Below are 17,193 nucleotides of genomic sequence, written 5' to 3'. Positions count from 1 at the left end.
CTTCATCAAATACATGTACCATGAAATCGAATAAAAAGGCTGATGCCACGATCATTATAATTTTCGGAGGCACAGGTGACCTTGCGAAGAGAAAGCTACTACCTGCATTCTATAACTTGTTCCTTGAAGATTGGATGCCTGATAAATTCGCCATCATTGGTTTAGGGAGAACACCATTAGATGACGAGCAATACAGGGAACGCTTGCATGAAGGATTAGTCGAGTTTTCCAGAACCAAACCGGATAAGTCGAAATGGGATTCTTTTAAACCAGCTATTTCCTATTTTATATCTGAAATTAATAAAGAAGGATCATACAAGGAGCTTGCAAAAAAGCTGGATGCCCAGGATGCAGAGTGGGGAACACGCGCAAACCGCTTGTTCTATCTTTCTGTATCCCCTCAATTTATTGAAGCTGTAACGGTCAATATCAGCAAGGCTGGCCTGGCTTCTGATGCGGAGTTAGACCGCATAGTTATTGAAAAACCATTCGGTCACAATAAAGAAACCGCGATCGAACTGAATAACATGCTTACTCAAACTTTTCAGGAGAAGCAAATATACCGTATTGACCATTATCTGGGTAAAGAAACGGTGCAAAATATTCTTGCCTTTCGCTTTGCCAATGCGCTTTTTGAACCGATCTGGAATCGTAATTATATCGATTATGTGCAGCTTACTGTAGCCGAACAAGTAGGAGTAGAGGAGCGTGGTGATTATTATGAAGGCTCAGGGGCATTGCGTGATATGATCCAGAACCACCTTTTACAAGTGCTCTGCATGATTGCCATGGAACCACCCGTCTCCTTCCAGGCCGAAGAGATCAGGAACCGGAAAGTAGATGTATTGCGCGCTATCCGTCGTATAAAACCGGAAGAAGTACATCAGTACGCAGTAAGAGGACAATATGCAGACGGTTGGTTAGAAGGAAAGAAAGTGCCAGCCTACCGGAACGAGCCTGATGTTAATCCCCGCTCCAACACAGAAACTTATGTAGCGATCAAATTCTTTTTAGATAACTGGAGGTGGCAGAACGTACCTTTTTACCTCCGTACCGGTAAAAGAATGCAGGAAAAAACATCATCCATTACCATACATTTCCGTCCGGTGCCACATTCCACCTTTGCTAACAGTCAATCGGATAGTTTCATGAATAACAGGCTGACCATTGACATCCAACCACACATGGACATCCGTCTGCGGTTCATGGCAAAAAAGACAGGTCTGGAAATGGACCTGAATCCCGCAGAGATGATCTTTGATTATGATAAATGCTCCACACAAACTCCCGAAGCCTACGAAACGCTGCTTCTGGATGCCATGTTGGGGGATGCCACTTTATTTATGCGATCAGATCAAGTGGAAGAAGCATGGGATGTGATCACGCCTATCCAGGAAGTATGGGAAAACAGGGAGTCGCTTGATTTTGCTAACTATGCCGCAGGAACATGGGGACCTGAAAGTGCCGAAGCGCTGATTGCCAAAGAAGGCCACGTGTGGGCAGTTAACTTACATTCAAAGTAAAATAAATGATTGGGATTTATAAAAACCAACAAGATTTAAGTACTGCGGCAGCGGATCTGTTTATCGCTACCGCAAAAGATGCAATCACAAAAAGGGGGTCTTTTACCGTCGCTTTAACCGGCGGTAATTCACCTGCATTATTATATGCGCTGTTAGGCGACAGCCCTTACAAGGAAGAGGTAGAATGGGACAAGGTATTTGTGTATTGGGGAGACGAACGCTGGGTTCCTTTGGATGATGAAAAAAGTAATGCCCGGATGGCTTTCGACACTTTACTCAATCATGTACCTATACCACATGATCATATTTTTCCGATGTGGGAAGAGGGCGAGTCTCCTCAGTTATATGCCATTAAGTACGAGCAGCTGCTGGATCTTCATGTAACGGCAGAACGATTCGACCTGATCCTTTTAGGTATGGGAGATGATGGACACACTGCCTCTTTATTTCCGGGAACAGCTGTCTTGCAGGAGAATAAAAAAAGAGTAGCTGCTTATTATCTCGCTGCACAGGAAATGTATCGGATCACACTTACGGCCCCTATGATTAACCTGGCCCGCACGATTATCATTATGCTTTACGGACTAAACAAGGCAAATGCATTGTATGAAGTGCTGGAAGGCGAGCGCAACACAGAGAAGTATCCTGCTCAGCTGATCCAACCAATAGATGGAGAAGTGCATTGGCTAGTGGATGAAGCGGCTGCTAAAAAATTAGCTTTAGGGAAATAGTTTAAGCGAACTTCACAATATTATACATATAAGGTACAACCCTTATCATCTGTTAAACTTTTATGCGCAAAGATCGTAATTACCTAAAAACACGATCTTCCCTATGAAACCCCTTCTCTTTACTTTATTAATTATATCTATTATTTGTGGAGCCTGTAAAAAAGATGATAAAGTTATTCCTGATCCTGTAATAACATCCTCCGCATTACATGACGATTTGCTTTTCGTGAATAAACACGACTTTCAAATTACCACAAGTGAAGCGGCAACCTACTCTTCCTCCGATCATAGTATTACCATTTCCGCTTCCGGTTTAATCAGTCGGATTACCTCCGGCGAAGTTGTTATTGTGAATGTAAACTGGCCCAGGACAGGCAAAATGACCAAATTATACGTTTTAGGCTCTACTGATGATGAACACGTCAATCCCTTCGAAAAGTATCATGCTGCTGCATCAGATAACCCGGACGGGCAATATATTCAAGGTTGGGCAACACTTCGCAAACTGGCTGAATCGGGTCAAACGTATTTCATTGTGCTTCGGCATGCAGATGCAAGTGTGGGTTTTGATTACAATTTAGGTCATCAGGATCCGGTGATCCCTGCCAACTGGTGGAAATCATGCGATTCTACCCTAGCCAGGCAGCTTAATCCGCAGGGAATTACCAGGGCAACTGAACTTGGAGTTGCGCTCAAGGATTTAAAAATGCCTATTACCCGTGTCATCAGCAGCGAATTCTGCCGGGCTATTACTACGGCTCAGTTAATCAATTCTGGCCCATCTATCACTATAGATAAGCGAATCAATCATCCTGATTATCTGAAGACTGGAGAAACATTATTCCAGGGGCTTCAGCATATCATCAGTGAAACGCCTGTAGATAATAAGATTACTTTAGTTTCCACTCATCATCCGATAAATGAATTCAATGACAGCGGCATTCCCACATTTCCAAAGGTCTCCGTATATAATTGGACCGCTGCATTCTTTGTAAAGGTAAACGCCGATAAAACCTTCACCTATGAAGGAGCGGCTTCATTTGGCATGTTTAAATATTGGCGGGATTTAAAGCTAAATAGAGTTTAATTGGCTATATTTGTTCTGAAATAGGAAAAAATATTGTTTAGAATAGGTTTAATACTGGTTTTAGTCATGGCCATCATGGCACATACAGTCAGCAGAAGTCTGCTGCTGGCAACCTATTATACCAATACCGCTGCTTACGAAAGACTTTGTATAAATAAGAAATTGCCGATGTTGCATTGTAACGGTAAATGCGCATTAGCAAAAAAGATCAAACAGGAAGAAAGTAAAAAAGATAAAAGCAATACCAAAACATCTTCCGATTCAGAAATACTCCTGATGAGTCAAAAGGCAACAAGCCCGGCTCACCAAGTAGTTCAATCCTATTCCCTTTTACTATTTTTATATCCCCAGACCATCGGGGAGCCTACTGCTTTCAACGAAATAGTATATCGTCCACCATCCTGTTAAGATAAGCACCCCTTCTTATTCAAGATCATAAAACTGATTGGCATTCTTTATTTTGAATGTTACAATGGGTGTTAATACCCTTTAAACATCAGTGTATCCATTTCTTTATTAGATGTTAATTCCTTCAAATTTGAATTAAACATCTGTTGAAAAGCATTTTAAAAATGAAAAAAATTACAAATATAATCCTGCTACTAGTGGGAATTGTTTTTCTTGCTGCCTGCTCTAAAGACACAGAAACAACACCTTCACCCGAAAAAACGAAGATCGCTGAAAGTACTACATCAAGTGGACTTATCGTTTCGTTATACTCCGATAATACCAGTTATCTGGTAGCTTACAATAAAGTTTATGTACAAGTTAAAAAGGCCGATGGGACATCTTTAAGCAATGCAACGGTGACCTATAGCTCATTAATGGATATGATGACCATGACACATTCCAGTCCGGTTGAACAACCCATTTATAACACATCCGATCAACTTTACGAAGGAGCAGTTGTTTTTTCTATGCCATCAGGCGATATGGGCACCTGGGGCCTCACCGTAAAAGTGAATAATGAAAGTCTTGTATTCAATGTCCCCGTAAATTCTACTGCGACGAATACGAAACATACAGGAACCTTTGTAGGCACCGATGGCAAGAGTTATAGCGTATCAATTGTACAGCCAGCAGCCCCACAAACAGGGATGAATGATCTGGAAGTTTTGGTAAATGTGAAACAAGACTTGTTAAATTTCCCCGCTGATGCAAGTCTGACCATCGAAGTGACCCCTGAAATGCCCTCTATGGGACATGGATCACCCAATAATGTGAACCCGGTAAGCAGTGGCAATGGACATTACACAGGGAAAGTCAATTTCACCATGACAGGAGACTGGCGTTTACATCTGAAACTGCTTCGAAACAACACCGTTATTGTAGAAGATGCTGCATTAGATCTTTTGTTCTAATGAGATTCTTCATGAACAAGAAACAAATTTTAAGTTATTGTTGCGCCCTTGCTATTTATACAGCATCGGCGCAACAAGCTGATAGCCTGTCTTCCAATGCGATTGACCGTACTTTATTGTTAAAGGAGGTAATTGTTCAGCCCGAAAAAGAGATCAGCGCGATTTATCAGGAACAGCAGCGCAGTAATCTGCAGGTACTGACCGATAAGATCCTTGAGTCTACCCCCGGAATAAATATGATCCGGCGGGGAAACTTTGCTATGGAGCCTACTATCAGGAGTTTAAACAACGGACAGATTACGATGACCATTGATGGGATGAGGATTTTTGGTGCTTGTACGGACCGTATGGATCCGATCAGTTCGTATGTGGAGCCCAATAACCTGGAAAGTCTTTCCTTTGATGTTAATCCGGGTGGCGGATCTTATGGCTCCTCCATGGGGGGCGGGATCAACTTTAAACTTAAGAGCCCTTCGTTTACTTCCTCAAAAAAAATGTCAGGAACGGCAGGTTTAGGCTTTGAAAGTAATGGACAGGCATTCCAAAGTCTGGCCGGAATGGAGTATAGTACTCCGAATTTCGCTATTCAGGCTAATGGGATCTTTCGTCGCAGTGCCAATTACACGGCAGGCAATGGCCAAGAGATCTCCTTTTCGCAGTACAGGAAGTGGAATGGAAATGTTTCCGCTCTATTTAAAACGGCTGCGCATAGCTATTTAAAAACGGATTACATACAGGATGAAGGGTTTGATATCGGTTATCCGGCTCTAACAATGGATGTTTCGTTTGCAAAAGCAAAAATAGGTTCGATCTCCTACGTTTATTTTCATCCCGAAAAGAATATATCCTGGGAAACTAAGGGTTATTACAATTACATTGACCATGCCATGGATGATACCCAGCGGCCAAAGGAGACGGTTCCTATGCACATGGATATGCCGGGGAACTCAAAGACAATGGGTGCTTATTCCGCTTTGACGTACCAGCCCTCTTTAAAGCATCATATCAAAGCAAGGCTTGATGGGTTTAATAATCAGCTGAGTGCCGAGATGACCATGTATCCCGATGATGGAGCAGCCATGTTTATGTATACGTTGCCAGACCTGGCGCGGACCGATATCGGGCTGAATCTGTCCGATGACATCAGTTTGAATGACCAGTTTAATCTGCAGATCGGCGGTAGGTTTGACTATGCGCACGATTATATTTTCAGCGAGGTAGGTAAGGAGCAACTCTCGGGCATGTTTCCCGGTGATCTTAGTCGCAATCGTTTTTTGACTAATCTGAATCTTGAATTGGGATATACCCTGAGTCATGCCTGGAAATTCTCTGCAGAAGTTGCCCGTGCAGCACGTTCCTCTACACTTCAGGAAGCGTATAGCTTTTATATTTACAACCGGCTGGATGGATACGATTATATCGGAAACCCGGATTTAAAGCAGGAACAATCCACGAATATCAACTTAAGTACCCGTTTTCATAGCGCGCATTTCGTTGCAGAGATTAGTGGATTTGGTTATTTTTTCAACAATTATATCACAGGCAGTTTATTGGATGGGTATAGTGTGATGACCATCGGCGCAAATGGGGTAAAACATTACGTCAGCCTTCCATCCGCTAAATTAGTTGGCGCAGAGCTGGCGTTGAAATGGTCGCCAGTAGAAAATCTGATCCTGACCAGTTTGAATACCTATACCAGGGGTTCCGACAACCAGGGGAACGGCTTGCCGATGATTGCACCGCTGAAGACGGTAAATGCGGTGCTTTATAACTTAAAAAAGGTGTCTTTGCAGGCCGAATCAATTAGCTATGCCGCACAAAACAATGTGAACACCGCGGTTTATGGGGAAACTTCTACGCCATCATCAACGATCCTGAATTTAAATATAAGTAAGGAGTTTAAGTTTAAAGGATCTCCGGTTTTAAGAGCAAATGCTGGAGTAGATAATGTATTGGATCGTGAATATGTGCAGCACCTGGATATCATGAAGATTGCAAGGCCCGGGCGCAATTTCTTATTCCGGATGACGGCTCTGTTTTAACCGGGTTATTTTTAATTTAATTTATTTGATAACATGAAAAATTATAGATTACTATTTCTTCTGATTTGTGGGATGACAGTGTTGTCTCTACAAGTGAAAGCTTCCTCTGGAGTTCATCCTATTTTGAAAGGTACTAGAGTTGTAGCAGCTACATTGTTGGATACACTTAAAGCGGATACGAAAGACCCGGTTTGTGGAATGCCCGTTAAAAAGGGGAGTACTTTGACGGTATTGTATAAGGATAAAGTATATGGCTTTTGTACCAGATCATGTAAAGCCTCTTTTTCAAAGCAGCCTGAAAAGTTTGTAAAAGTTAAAGCCAAGAAGTAATTTGGTTATTAATGATAGGGTAAAAAATGCAGTATAAATCTGGTATAAGTCCGACTTAAAGTACCTACAGTCGGACTTATATCGGATTCATACTAGTATCATACTGTAATCTTTTATATTCAAATAGCTACGATTGACAGAGGTTTACCTTTACAATAGGAAAGATATAAACGGATTTCCCTTTACATTAAAAACAAGTGTTGCCTATTTAGACTTACCTCTTTAGAAGAATTTTTGATTCTTTAATGGACTTCTCCAAAATGGATACTAAATACGTTATGAACGATTACAGAAAAACAAGTACAGGACAAACAATAGGAAGAGTAATTCTTGGTGCATTTTTGATTTTTGCAGGTACAGGACACCTTACCTGGTCGAGGGTTGAATTTTTAGCACAGGTACCAAAGTGGCTACCCTTATCTGGTGATCTTGTTGTTGTCTTGTCAGGGATTGTAGAAATTCTACTCGGCTTAAGTTTAATTGTCTTATCAAAACAGCGGGTACTTGTTGGTTGGGTTGTAGCCTCATTCTTTGTACTCGTTTTTCCGGGAAATATCTCTCAGTACATCACGCATACGGATGCGTTTGGGTTAAACTCAGATTTGTCGCGTGGGATCAGGTTGTTGTTTCAACCGGTGTTGGTAGTTTGGGCATTGTGGTGTACAAATGCCTGGAAAGCTTGGAGGGGGCGCTAACAAACATATTATCTAAATAAATTTTATTCTAAGGAAAATAAGTTATTTTAGATAAATAATCTATTAGATGAAATCCTGGCCAATACTTATCAACTTATCACTTTATTTAAATGCAAAAAGACAACCCAGAAGCAAAATCACTGCATGACCTATATCTGCATTTAAACCTGCCGGTTGAATTAATACAAGCTTCAGAAGGCTTTACTATCCTTAACCTGAAGGACGTTGGGTTTAAGCTTCCATACGAATCACCTTCCTTTCGTCCGGATTATTTCTCTTTCCTCTTCATAAAGGATGGAACAGGAAAATATACGATTGATGAACATTCGTTTCAGGCAGGACCTCATTCCATTTATTTTACCAATCCAAGCAATTATAGAACGTTTAGCTGGGAAAACATAGAAGAAATTTACCTGATTACATTTGATGAAGCATTTTTGAAGAAATACATTAACAAAGACATATTTCAAGATTTTCCGTTTCTATTGACTGAAACCATTCAGCCTAAAGTAGTGACAGACGATTTTTACCAATCGGTGGAAAATATTTGTCTTCAAATTCAGCAGGAATACATCAGCAATTCATCTTCAAAATACAAAATTATTGGGCATTTGCTAGCAATCTTGCTCTATAAAATCAAAGCGTATTTTTGGAAAGATTATAACCCGATTTACGAAGGAAATAGAAGTTCTCAAATCGTTAAATCGTTCAAACAATTATTAGAGAAACATTACCGTGATTTGAGCTCTGGTAAAGCAGATACTACTTTTAGGGTTCAGGATTATGCAAGCGCACAAAACTTAAATTCCAATTATCTGAGCAATGTTATTAAAAGCAAAACAGGGAAGCCTATTGCAGTTTGGATTGCTGATAAAACCATTGCTGAGGCTAAGTCGCTGCTACAAAATTCCACTTTATCAATTAAGGAAATCACATACAAATTAGGATTTTCAGAAACTGCACATTTTAGTAATTTCTTTAAGAAACATACCCATACTTCCCCTATTGAATATCGAAAAACTGATAATCTGTGAAACTTACAAGTAATGCTGTATTCCTGGCAACATGTGAGGGATAAGTCAGCGGTACATTTGTTCTATCAACCTTTAAATGATAAACAGATGAGAAATTTAAATAACAAAGTAATTCTTGTAACAGGAGCTTCAAAAGGTATAGGGGCAGAAATTGCTAAAAGATTCGCTACAGAAAACGCAAGTGTTATTGTGAACTATGCTGGCAGTAAAGCAGATGCAGAGCGCGTTGTAGAATCCATAAAGAACAATGGTGGCGATGCTATTGCGATACAAGCCGATGTAAGTAACCCCAAAGATGTAAAATCGCTTTTTGACCAGGCCATTGCGCATTATGGAAAGATTGACGTGTTGGTAAACAACGCCGGAGTCATGATTACAAAACTCATTAAAGACACAACAGACGAAGATTTTATCCGTCAGTTTGATATTAACGTCAGAGGAGTTTTCAATACACTTCGTGAAGCCGCAACCCGATTGGCAGACAATGGAAGTATTATTAACTTTTCCAGTACGGTAAACCGTTTGATGTTGCCAACTTACGGAACTTATGTGGCTACAAAATCAGCTGTTGAGCAACTGACACGGGTTTTTTCAAGAGAAATAGGTGGTAGAGGCATCAATGTGAATTCTGTTTCGCCTGGTCCAACCGCTACAGCCTTATTTTTAAATGGGAAACCGCAGGAAGCAATTGATCGTTTGGCATCGATGAACCCTTTTGGAAGAATTGGCGAACCTAATGACATCGCAGGAGTAATTGTATTTCTTGCAAGCGATGAAGCCAAATGGATCAACGCACAGAATATTGGCGTAAATGGAGGAATGGCTTAATAGAAATCTAAATAAGAAAATCAACATGAACACATTAGTAAATAAAACAGCCTTAATTACTGGCTCTGCAAGGGGATTAGGAAAAGCCATAGCCAAACGCTATGCTGCACTTGGAGCTAATATTGTAATCAATTATTCAAAAGACAAAACTTCGGCAGATGAAGTAGTTTCGAACATCACTGCAATGGGCGTGAAGGTTATCGCCATTCAGGCAGATGTAAGCAAAGTTGCCGATATTGAAAGCCTTTTTGATGAAGCCAAAAAAGCATTCGGAAAAATAGACATTGTTGTCGCTAATGCAGGTATGGAAATGGTTGAAACACCTGTAACGCAATTCACCGAAGAGCAGTTTGACCGTTTGTTTAGCATCAACACCAAAGGTGCATATTTTACTATGCAACAAGCTGCTAAAAATGTAGAAGACAACGGACGCATCATCTACATCGCATCCAGTACTACTGCTTTTCCTGTTCAGGGTATGGCAGTTTATGGGGGGAGCAAAATTACACCCAGATATATGGTAGATGTGCTTTCCAAAGAAATTGGACATCGGGGCGTAACCGTTAATTCCATTATTCCGTTTGCCGTTGATCATTCAGGCATCTTTGCGGAAGCGGATAGTTATCCAGAACTGAGAAAATCTTTGCTGGATAGTTGCCCCATGGGAAGATTGGCAGAGGTAGAGGATGTAGCTGATGTTGCTGAGTTTTTTGCAAGCCATCTATCTTCGTTCGTAAATGGTCAGCATTTGTTAGTTAATGGTGGTGCTAATCAATAATCATTTAACAATAATATAAAGGATAAATATTATTTTGTTGCTCGCCGGTAGTTTATCTGCCTGCGGGCAACTTTATAAGAACCATTCACATCAAAAAGCTACAAGTTGTAGCTTTTTATACGTTTTATTACATTCATATAAATAATTTCAGAAATAAATTGATCTTTTCTAATTTAAAAGAGACTCCAATTTTAAATGAACTGGTAGAAGAAGATGATTGTATCGTAGCATCTTACGCTAAAACGATTAAAAGTGACCCTAAATTTTATGTATTACCGAAGAAAATGGTAATTACCCCTGATTCATCATATATTGAGTTTGATTTGATTAATAAGTATAAGCTAAAATTGAGCTGAAAATTTACTTTGTTCAATGAGGGTGCGAAAGATGCAAATGGTGCGATTCCATCGGGAAAACGTTCTACGTTTGTTTTGATTAAAGAAAATTGACAATTGGGGTTCTGTTTTGGTTTTGCCTTAAACGTTTTAGGTTAATGATTAAGCAAATTATTTCTAGCTCAATCCCTAGGGTTTTATAGCTCAAAACGAGTACTTTTTAGGCTATATTTACATATACATTGAGCTTGAATAGAAAATTCATGAAGGGTAGTAGTACCGAAATCTTAAAGTTCATCAAAGAACATCCCTTGCAATCCTCTAAAGAAATACATGAGGGTATTAAATCTGTGAGGGCAAATTCTACCCTAAAGCGTCAGTTAACTAAACTTATTGACGGTAATTTTATTGAATCCGAAGGAAAAGGTAAAGGAACAAAATATTTATTAAGTCCATTATATAATTTATTATATGATGTTGATATTGAACAATACCTTGAATAAGAAATAGATGAGCTTGAAATAAAGGAAAGCTTAAATTTATCTCTAACAGAAGAGGTTTTGGACAGTGTATCATTGTTTATAAAAGCTGAAGAGGACTTTCTCCAATTACTTCAAAATGAACTCGCTACTATGGGCGCTTTTAAGATTTTTGCAGGTACTGGTCATCTAACCTGATCGAGGTGGAATATTTAGCTCAATTCCCTGAGTGGTTACCTTTGTCTGGTGATCTTGTTGTTGTATTGTTTGAGATAAGAATAGTAATAAATGAGAAAATAAATATCACATTGTTCACCATTTAATCATGTTTTGTTTCGATATTGGACTTTTTAAAGTAAAATATTTTTGATACAATTATTTAACCTATAACAACAATAAGCTAGCTAAAAGTTTATCTTTTAGTTTGCTAGCTTTTATAAGAGACCTAATCTTATTATTTAAATTATTTTGAAAAAATTAAAAGACAATCATTTCGGTGGAAGCTGGACAGAACAGAAAGTTATTATCCTTGAAAAGTATGCCAAAGCATATTTACAAATCATGAAAGGTAAACCGTGGAAGGTATTGTATTTTGATGGTTTTGCAGGGACGGGTGATATTGTAATTGAAGGAGATATTGAAGATAATATAATCAAAGGGGCTTCAAAAAGAATAGTATCTATAAATAATCCAATACCATTTGATATATGTTATTTTGTGGAAAAAGATTCTATTAAAGCTTCAAAGCTTAAATCAGCTTTACATTTTATTAGAAAGGAAAATGTGCATGTAGTCTCAGACGACTGTAATGAGAAGATAAAAAAAATGGCTGAGTTTCTTCAGAATAATAACTACAAAGCTTTAGTATTTATAGATCCTTTTGGCATAAATCTGGATTGGGCTTCAATTGAAATTCTGAGAGGATTAGGTGTTGATTTATGGATATTAGCCCCGACCGGATTAGGAGTTAACCGAATGCTGGAAAATAAAGCAAATTTACCTGAATCTTGGTGGTTAAGATTAGAACGTTTTTTTGGTGTGAATCGAAAATTGATTTTAAATACTATGTATAAAGAATATGTTGACCCTGACCTTTTTGGAGGTATTACTAAGAGGACAATTAAAGTTACAAAGGCTACATCGAAAATATTTGAAATGTATCAAGGTAGGATGAAGACTGTATTTAACTATACTTCAGATCCATATATTATAATCAATAGAAACAATTCTGTCATGTATCATTTTTTCCTTGCATCTGACAACCAAACGGCAATAAATATTGCCAACGATATAGTTCGTCCTTATAATGACTTATTAGACTACCGTTAAAGAAATTAACGGCATCTGGCGGTATATCTGCCCATCGAGTTGACATCCGCCTTTAGCATGCTCTGGATGGTCCGAATCAATAGTAGGATCTGTTTGATCAATATTGAATTTTGGTTTACCCCATTGCTTGAAAAAAAACGCTATGTTTTGTTTTTGGCATAATACTTTAATTGTATCTACCCATTCTTTTTTTAAAGGTCTGGCTTTATGACCTGATTCTCCTCCAACAATCACCCAATTGATTTTAGATAAATTCATTTTATCTATTGATCCAATTAATGGCTCTATCGATAGGAATTTAGTTTTTGCACCTGTTTTGGATAAATCATCTATACGATATGTGTATGCCTGGTTCTCCACTGAGACTCCCATCCATATATTAGCAGACCAGTTAAGTTGTTTCGAAATTAAAGCTAATCTTTCTGAACGTTTTGTAAGAACTTGATAAGTATGTTGAGGAGTTGCATTCATGACCTTGAAAACTGCCTGGATAAATTCTAACGGTACATCATCATGAAATAAATCACTCATAGAATTTACAAATACAACTTTAGGTTTTTTCCATGTAAAAGGAGTGTTTAAGTATTCTGGATGAGTTCTTAGTTTAAATCCGTTAGCATATTTCTCTATTCCCATAGATTTTAGCCGTTTAGACATAATTTCCGCATAGCAGAATTTGCACCCTGGGCTAACCTTATTACATCCAGTTACTGGATTCCAGGTTAATTCGGTCCATTCAATATTTGATTGTGCCATAATTGCTAATTAATTTAGTATTTACTAAGGTAGACAAATGTATTTAAATATTTGTTTTGTTATAGTTATTTTCTTTTCCCTTTTGATACATTAGTATTGATTTGGAAAGCAAGGTCTATAAGTTCAAACATTGACTAAAGCTGATGTAAAATATTAAGAATTGAAGTTCAATATTTACATCCTCAGACTTTAACATTATTCAAACTACTATAAACCTTCTTCAACATATAACCTTTAACTAATCCCCCAAACTCCTTATCATCCATCATTTTAGAGAAAATATCCTGATTCTGCTCCATACGATTGATAAGCTTCTCCATGAAAATATCATCAAAGCAAAATTTAAAGTTTTCAATCGTATTCGTTTTAGCTTGTTGGGTTAACTTTTTATCAGCAACTAATTCTGCTTCTATCTGATCAAAGAATAACTTATCTGCATCATTAAATTCTGTTGAAAATCTTTTATTTAGAACCTCGATGATTTCAGACAATGCGGCGCGTTCGTCTTTATTCATCCTTATTCCAGCTTCATTTCCACCATCAAGACCATAAGTTTCTATATCTTCCATTGCAATGTTCGTGGTGCTGATACGCTGGAGCCTGTAATACTCTAATGAAACTTCGTCACCTAGTTTGAACTTGTCACCACTATTACGAGGTAAGGTTCTTAGCAGGTATTTGCAATAGGTAAAAAGCTTTTCTAAATTAATATCTGTGAAAGGCATTATCTGAGTGAGAAATGAATATAATCTTACAAAAGATTGAACTGAATTTTTGAAGCCCTCCTTAGTAGATTCGGTATTAATCAAATCATCTTTAGTATTTTCTGCAGGCAATTGCTTATATCGGTCAATTGCAGGCCCCATGTAAGCATACAGTTTCTTTTGTTCGCTTACTGAGAATGCTTTTGCAGATTTAAAATAAACGTTACAGAAATTATCAACTTCGCTTTCCCAAATAACCTGTGCCTTTTTTATCTCAGTTTGTAGATCATATAAATGATTTGGGTCAGTCGTGTTTTCAACAGTAGTTACTTCGCAGTATGGCTGAAAGGAAGTTAAAATATCATCAACCTCATTTGCAAAGTCAAGTACAAATGTATCTTCCTTACCTGGGTACATGCGGTTTAAACGTGAAAGTGTTTGCACTGCTTTAACCCCAGACAATTTTTTATCTACATACATGGTATGAAGCAAGGGCTGATCAAAACCAGTTTGATATTTGTCAGCTACAAGCAGTAATTGGAATTCGTTAGTATTGAACTTTTTAGGGACTTCTTTTTCCTTGAAACCGTTCAGCTCAACTTCTGAAACACCTTCAGGATATTCATCATATATTACTTTTCCTGAAAAGGCCACGATTGTTTTGATATCAGTATATCCTTTGTCTTTAATATAATTGTCAAATTCTTTCTTATATCGCACTGCATGTAGGCGGGAGCTAGTAACCACCATAGCCTTTGCTTTTCCACCAATCTTTTTAGAAACGATTTGTCTGAAATGTTCAACAATCACTTCTGTTTTTTGCGACAGATTATGTGGGTGCAATGATAAAAAACGTGCAATTGCAGTTGCTGCTTGTTTCTTATTTACATTAGGATCGTCTTCAATTTGCTTCGAAAGCTTAAAAAAGGTTTTATATGTGGTATAGTTGTTTAAAACATCTAATATGAATCCTTCCTCAATAGCTTGTTTCATTGAATAAACATGAAAAGCCCTTGGCTTGCCATTTTGATTCATTGTTCCAAATACCTCTATGGTTTTTGACTTAGGGGTTGCTGTAAAAGCGAAAAAACTTAAATTATCTTGTTTGCCTCTGGCTTGCATAGATTTTCTTATTTCATCTTCTGCATCTTCATCTAAACCATTGTAAGCTTCTTCTTTTTCAGCTTCTTCTAACGATTTATTCGCTAATACTTCCTTTAATTTTTTGCTAGCTTCTCCACCCTGTGATGAATGTGCTTCATCAATGATTACTGCATATTTACGATTTGGCAAGGTTCCAATTTTATCTAAGATAAAAGGGAATTTTTGAAGTGTCGTTATAATAATATTAGATCCAGAAGCAATGGAATCAGCCAATTGTTGGGAATCTTTATCTATTTTTTGTACTACACCCTGTTTGTGATCAAATTGGTAAATCGTATTTTGCAATTGATTATCTAATACTTTCCTATCCGTGATTACAATAACAGAATCAAAAATGCGGTTATTACTGTTATCATGTAGGCTGGATAACCGGTAAGATAGCCAGGCAATTGAATTGGATTTTCCTGAGCCTGCAGAATGTTGTATAAGATAATTTTTACCAGCGCCATTTACTTTTGCATCTTCCTCAAGTTTGCGGACAACCTGTAATTGATGGTATCGAGGAAATACAATGGTTTCTTTAACTTTTGTAATACCATTAAAATTATATTCTTCCACACTTAAGTGAAGAAACTTCCCTACAATATCCATAAAGCTATCTTTAGCCCAAACATATTCCCACAGATAGGAGGTGCGGTAGCCATCTTTGTTAAGAGGATTACCAGCACCATTATCTCTCCCTAAATTAAAAGGGAGGTAACGAGTGTTTTTACCGTCTAATTTAGTGGTCATTGAACATTCATCAGCATCAACGGCAAAATGAACTAGTGTACGTTTTTTAAATTGGAATATAGGTTCAGATGGCTCGCGGTCGTATACATATTGCTTTTTTGCATTACTTATATCCTGACCTGTAAACTGGTTTTTAAGTTCAATAGTTGCGATTGGCAATCCATTAAGACTTAAAACCATATCGAGTGAATTGTTGCCTTTTCGTTCGTAAAATAATTGTCTTGTTATAGATAAATGATTTATGGTATATAGATACTCTGCATTTGGATTTAATGAGGATTCAGGTTTTAGAAAGCTCATTTTGAATTTGACACCGTAATCAGTAAAACCATTACGAATAACGTCTAGTGTTCCTCGTATGTCTAATTCTTTGATAAGGCGCTGAATTACTTTTTTATCTATATCAGTTTTGTGGATAAGGGAAATTTTACTCCATTCTTTCGGCTGTGAACATTTTAAAAAATCGGTGATATAAATAGGAAACAAACCTAGATTTACATCAAAGTCGTTCGAGTAGCCTTTAATATAACCGCCATCGTTTAATAATGATTCTTCTATTGCTGCTTCGAACGTGTGTTCGGTATGGATACCACTTGCCATTTATGAGATTTTGTTGAATTTTTGTTATAATTAATAGGCCAAATTAATAGGGATAAGTCTTTCATTAAATGGTGTTTTCTAATATTAGCGGAGTATAAAATTTTCCAATAATTTCATCTCTCACATCTACCTTACCTGTCACCACTTCAGATATTAACGCTGTTTTATACTCTCCTAAGAATTCAATTTCTTGTTTGTTTTTTATGACAAGTGAATTAATTCTTTCTATTTGATCTTTTATATATACTACAATTTCTTGTTGCTCCGTAATATCAAGAGATAAGGGGAATTGTAATTTACTCATCTCACCCATAGATAACGCTGGCTGCGCAGATCCTTTCACTAATAAGTCAATTTCCCCAAGTTGTTTAAGATTCAAAAGTTGAAAATGAATTAATTCAAGACAATACTTAGATGTATCAACCGTAAGTTTTAATGTGTTTCCAGAAACTAATGAAGGTTTGTTCAATTCTGGTAAAATTCCAGACATGCCAAAATTAGCTCCTATCTTAGAAATGATTATATCATTTGTCTTACACTCGCTCCTTTTTACAGATTGAAAATGTTCGTTTGTAATCATTCTGAAGTTTCGATGTATGTAGAATTTACCACTGGTAATAAATCCGCTGTCTATAACATAGACATCACCATCATTTACAAAATGTTCAGTTTTGAGATTGGATGG

General features: G+C 37.6%; 16 protein-coding genes. 13 read left to right on the top strand and 3 right to left on the bottom strand.

Features of this window, described 5'->3' with window-relative positions; all coding sequences use genetic code 11:
• The first annotated feature begins 20 nt into the window (after window positions 1-20).
• From zwf to tcmP, 13 genes are all read left to right on the top strand, one after another.
• Window positions 21-1,523: a glucose-6-phosphate dehydrogenase gene (gene zwf, locus ADIARSV_RS15015; protein ID WP_016196438.1), complete on the top strand. Its 1,503-nt coding sequence runs from the start codon at window positions 21-23 to the stop codon at window positions 1,521-1,523.
• Window positions 1,524-1,528: 5 nt separating this feature from the next.
• Window positions 1,529-2,254 (top strand): 6-phosphogluconolactonase, encoded by a 726-nt coding sequence (gene pgl / locus ADIARSV_RS15010; protein ID WP_016196437.1) that lies wholly within the window; start codon window positions 1,529-1,531, stop codon window positions 2,252-2,254.
• Window positions 2,255-2,357: 103 nt separating this feature from the next.
• The gene (locus ADIARSV_RS15005) at window positions 2,358-3,341 is read left to right on the top strand and encodes a histidine phosphatase family protein (protein ID WP_016196436.1); all 984 of its coding nucleotides are present in this window, start codon (window positions 2,358-2,360) and stop codon (window positions 3,339-3,341) included.
• A gap of 75 nt (window positions 3,342-3,416) precedes the next feature.
• Complete coding sequence (locus ADIARSV_RS15000; protein ID WP_152439910.1) at window positions 3,417-3,749, top strand: hypothetical protein; 333 nt, start codon at window positions 3,417-3,419, stop codon at window positions 3,747-3,749.
• A gap of 164 nt (window positions 3,750-3,913) precedes the next feature.
• The gene (locus ADIARSV_RS14995) at window positions 3,914-4,702 is read left to right on the top strand and encodes a FixH family protein (RefSeq protein WP_040300265.1); all 789 of its coding nucleotides are present in this window, start codon (window positions 3,914-3,916) and stop codon (window positions 4,700-4,702) included.
• A gap of 11 nt (window positions 4,703-4,713) precedes the next feature.
• A complete protein-coding gene (locus ADIARSV_RS14990) occupies window positions 4,714-6,744 on the top strand; it encodes a TonB-dependent receptor (RefSeq protein WP_016196433.1) in 2,031 nt (676 codons plus the stop codon).
• Window positions 6,745-6,777: 33 nt separating this feature from the next.
• On the top strand, window positions 6,778-7,074 hold the full coding sequence (locus tag ADIARSV_RS14985) for a YHS domain-containing protein (protein ID WP_040300263.1): 297 nt from the start codon (window positions 6,778-6,780) through the stop codon (window positions 7,072-7,074).
• A gap of 278 nt (window positions 7,075-7,352) precedes the next feature.
• The gene (locus tag ADIARSV_RS14980; RefSeq protein WP_040300267.1) at window positions 7,353-7,769 is read left to right on the top strand and encodes a DoxX family protein; all 417 of its coding nucleotides are present in this window, start codon (window positions 7,353-7,355) and stop codon (window positions 7,767-7,769) included.
• A 110-nt stretch (window positions 7,770-7,879) separates the two neighbouring features.
• Window positions 7,880-8,803, top strand: coding sequence for an AraC family transcriptional regulator (locus ADIARSV_RS14975; RefSeq protein ID WP_016196430.1), 924 nt, complete (start codon window positions 7,880-7,882; stop codon window positions 8,801-8,803).
• Window positions 8,804-8,890: 87 nt separating this feature from the next.
• On the top strand, window positions 8,891-9,631 hold the full coding sequence (locus ADIARSV_RS14970) for an SDR family oxidoreductase (protein ID WP_016196429.1): 741 nt from the start codon (window positions 8,891-8,893) through the stop codon (window positions 9,629-9,631).
• 25 nt (window positions 9,632-9,656) lie between these two features.
• A complete protein-coding gene (locus ADIARSV_RS14965; RefSeq protein ID WP_016196428.1) occupies window positions 9,657-10,409 on the top strand; it encodes an SDR family oxidoreductase in 753 nt (250 codons plus the stop codon).
• Between the two features lie 598 nt (window positions 10,410-11,007).
• The gene (locus tag ADIARSV_RS14955) at window positions 11,008-11,247 is read left to right on the top strand and encodes a hypothetical protein (RefSeq protein ID WP_016196426.1); all 240 of its coding nucleotides are present in this window, start codon (window positions 11,008-11,010) and stop codon (window positions 11,245-11,247) included.
• Window positions 11,248-11,691: 444 nt separating this feature from the next.
• Entirely contained in the window at window positions 11,692-12,552 is an 861-nt protein-coding gene (gene tcmP, locus ADIARSV_RS14950; RefSeq protein WP_016196424.1) for a three-Cys-motif partner protein TcmP, read from the top strand.
• Here the strand turns inward: tcmP and ADIARSV_RS14945 are convergent.
• From ADIARSV_RS14945 to ADIARSV_RS14935, 3 genes are all read right to left on the bottom strand, one after another.
• On the bottom strand, window positions 12,538-13,308 hold the full coding sequence (locus ADIARSV_RS14945) for a DUF5131 family protein (protein WP_016196423.1): 771 nt from the start codon (window positions 13,306-13,308) through the stop codon (window positions 12,538-12,540). The two genes, tcmP and ADIARSV_RS14945, sit on opposite strands and share 15 nt — an antisense overlap.
• Before the next feature lie 182 nt (window positions 13,309-13,490).
• Window positions 13,491-16,508, bottom strand: coding sequence for a type I restriction endonuclease subunit R (locus ADIARSV_RS14940; protein ID WP_016196422.1), 3,018 nt, complete (start codon window positions 16,506-16,508; stop codon window positions 13,491-13,493).
• Between the two features lie 64 nt (window positions 16,509-16,572).
• A partial coding sequence (locus tag ADIARSV_RS14935) for a restriction endonuclease subunit S (RefSeq protein WP_040300261.1) occupies window positions 16,573-17,193 on the bottom strand: 621 nt, incomplete at its 5' end.

Origin of the sequence: Arcticibacter svalbardensis MN12-7 (assembly GCF_000403135.1) — a bacterium.
Classification (GTDB): Bacteria; Bacteroidota; Bacteroidia; order Sphingobacteriales; family Sphingobacteriaceae; genus Arcticibacter; species Arcticibacter svalbardensis.
Note: the sequence above shows the minus strand (reverse complement) of the source record. Positions and strands in the feature narration are given on the sequence as shown.

What these genes read in the sequence shown, in the direction of transcription:
- zwf (WP_016196438.1), top strand. Translation starts at nt 21, where the DNA reads ATGAAATCGAATAAAAAGGCTGATGCCACGATCATTATAATTTTCGGA.
- pgl (WP_016196437.1), top strand. Translation starts at nt 1,529, where the DNA reads ATGATTGGGATTTATAAAAACCAACAAGATTTAAGTACTGCGGCAGCG.
- ADIARSV_RS15005 (WP_016196436.1), top strand. Translation starts at nt 2,358, where the DNA reads ATGAAACCCCTTCTCTTTACTTTATTAATTATATCTATTATTTGTGGA.
- ADIARSV_RS15000 (WP_152439910.1), top strand. Translation starts at nt 3,417, where the DNA reads ATGGCACATACAGTCAGCAGAAGTCTGCTGCTGGCAACCTATTATACC.
- ADIARSV_RS14995 (WP_040300265.1), top strand. Translation starts at nt 3,914, where the DNA reads ATGAAAAAAATTACAAATATAATCCTGCTACTAGTGGGAATTGTTTTT.
- ADIARSV_RS14990 (WP_016196433.1), top strand. Translation starts at nt 4,714, where the DNA reads ATGAACAAGAAACAAATTTTAAGTTATTGTTGCGCCCTTGCTATTTAT.
- ADIARSV_RS14985 (WP_040300263.1), top strand. Translation starts at nt 6,778, where the DNA reads ATGAAAAATTATAGATTACTATTTCTTCTGATTTGTGGGATGACAGTG.
- ADIARSV_RS14980 (WP_040300267.1), top strand. Translation starts at nt 7,353, where the DNA reads ATGAACGATTACAGAAAAACAAGTACAGGACAAACAATAGGAAGAGTA.
- ADIARSV_RS14975 (WP_016196430.1), top strand. Translation starts at nt 7,880, where the DNA reads ATGCAAAAAGACAACCCAGAAGCAAAATCACTGCATGACCTATATCTG.
- ADIARSV_RS14970 (WP_016196429.1), top strand. Translation starts at nt 8,891, where the DNA reads ATGAGAAATTTAAATAACAAAGTAATTCTTGTAACAGGAGCTTCAAAA.
- ADIARSV_RS14965 (WP_016196428.1), top strand. Translation starts at nt 9,657, where the DNA reads ATGAACACATTAGTAAATAAAACAGCCTTAATTACTGGCTCTGCAAGG.
- ADIARSV_RS14955 (WP_016196426.1), top strand. Translation starts at nt 11,008, where the DNA reads ATGAAGGGTAGTAGTACCGAAATCTTAAAGTTCATCAAAGAACATCCC.
- ADIARSV_RS14945 (WP_016196423.1), bottom strand. Translation starts at nt 13,308, where the DNA reads ATGGCACAATCAAATATTGAATGGACCGAATTAACCTGGAATCCAGTA.
- ADIARSV_RS14940 (WP_016196422.1), bottom strand. Translation starts at nt 16,508, where the DNA reads ATGGCAAGTGGTATCCATACCGAACACACGTTCGAAGCAGCAATAGAA.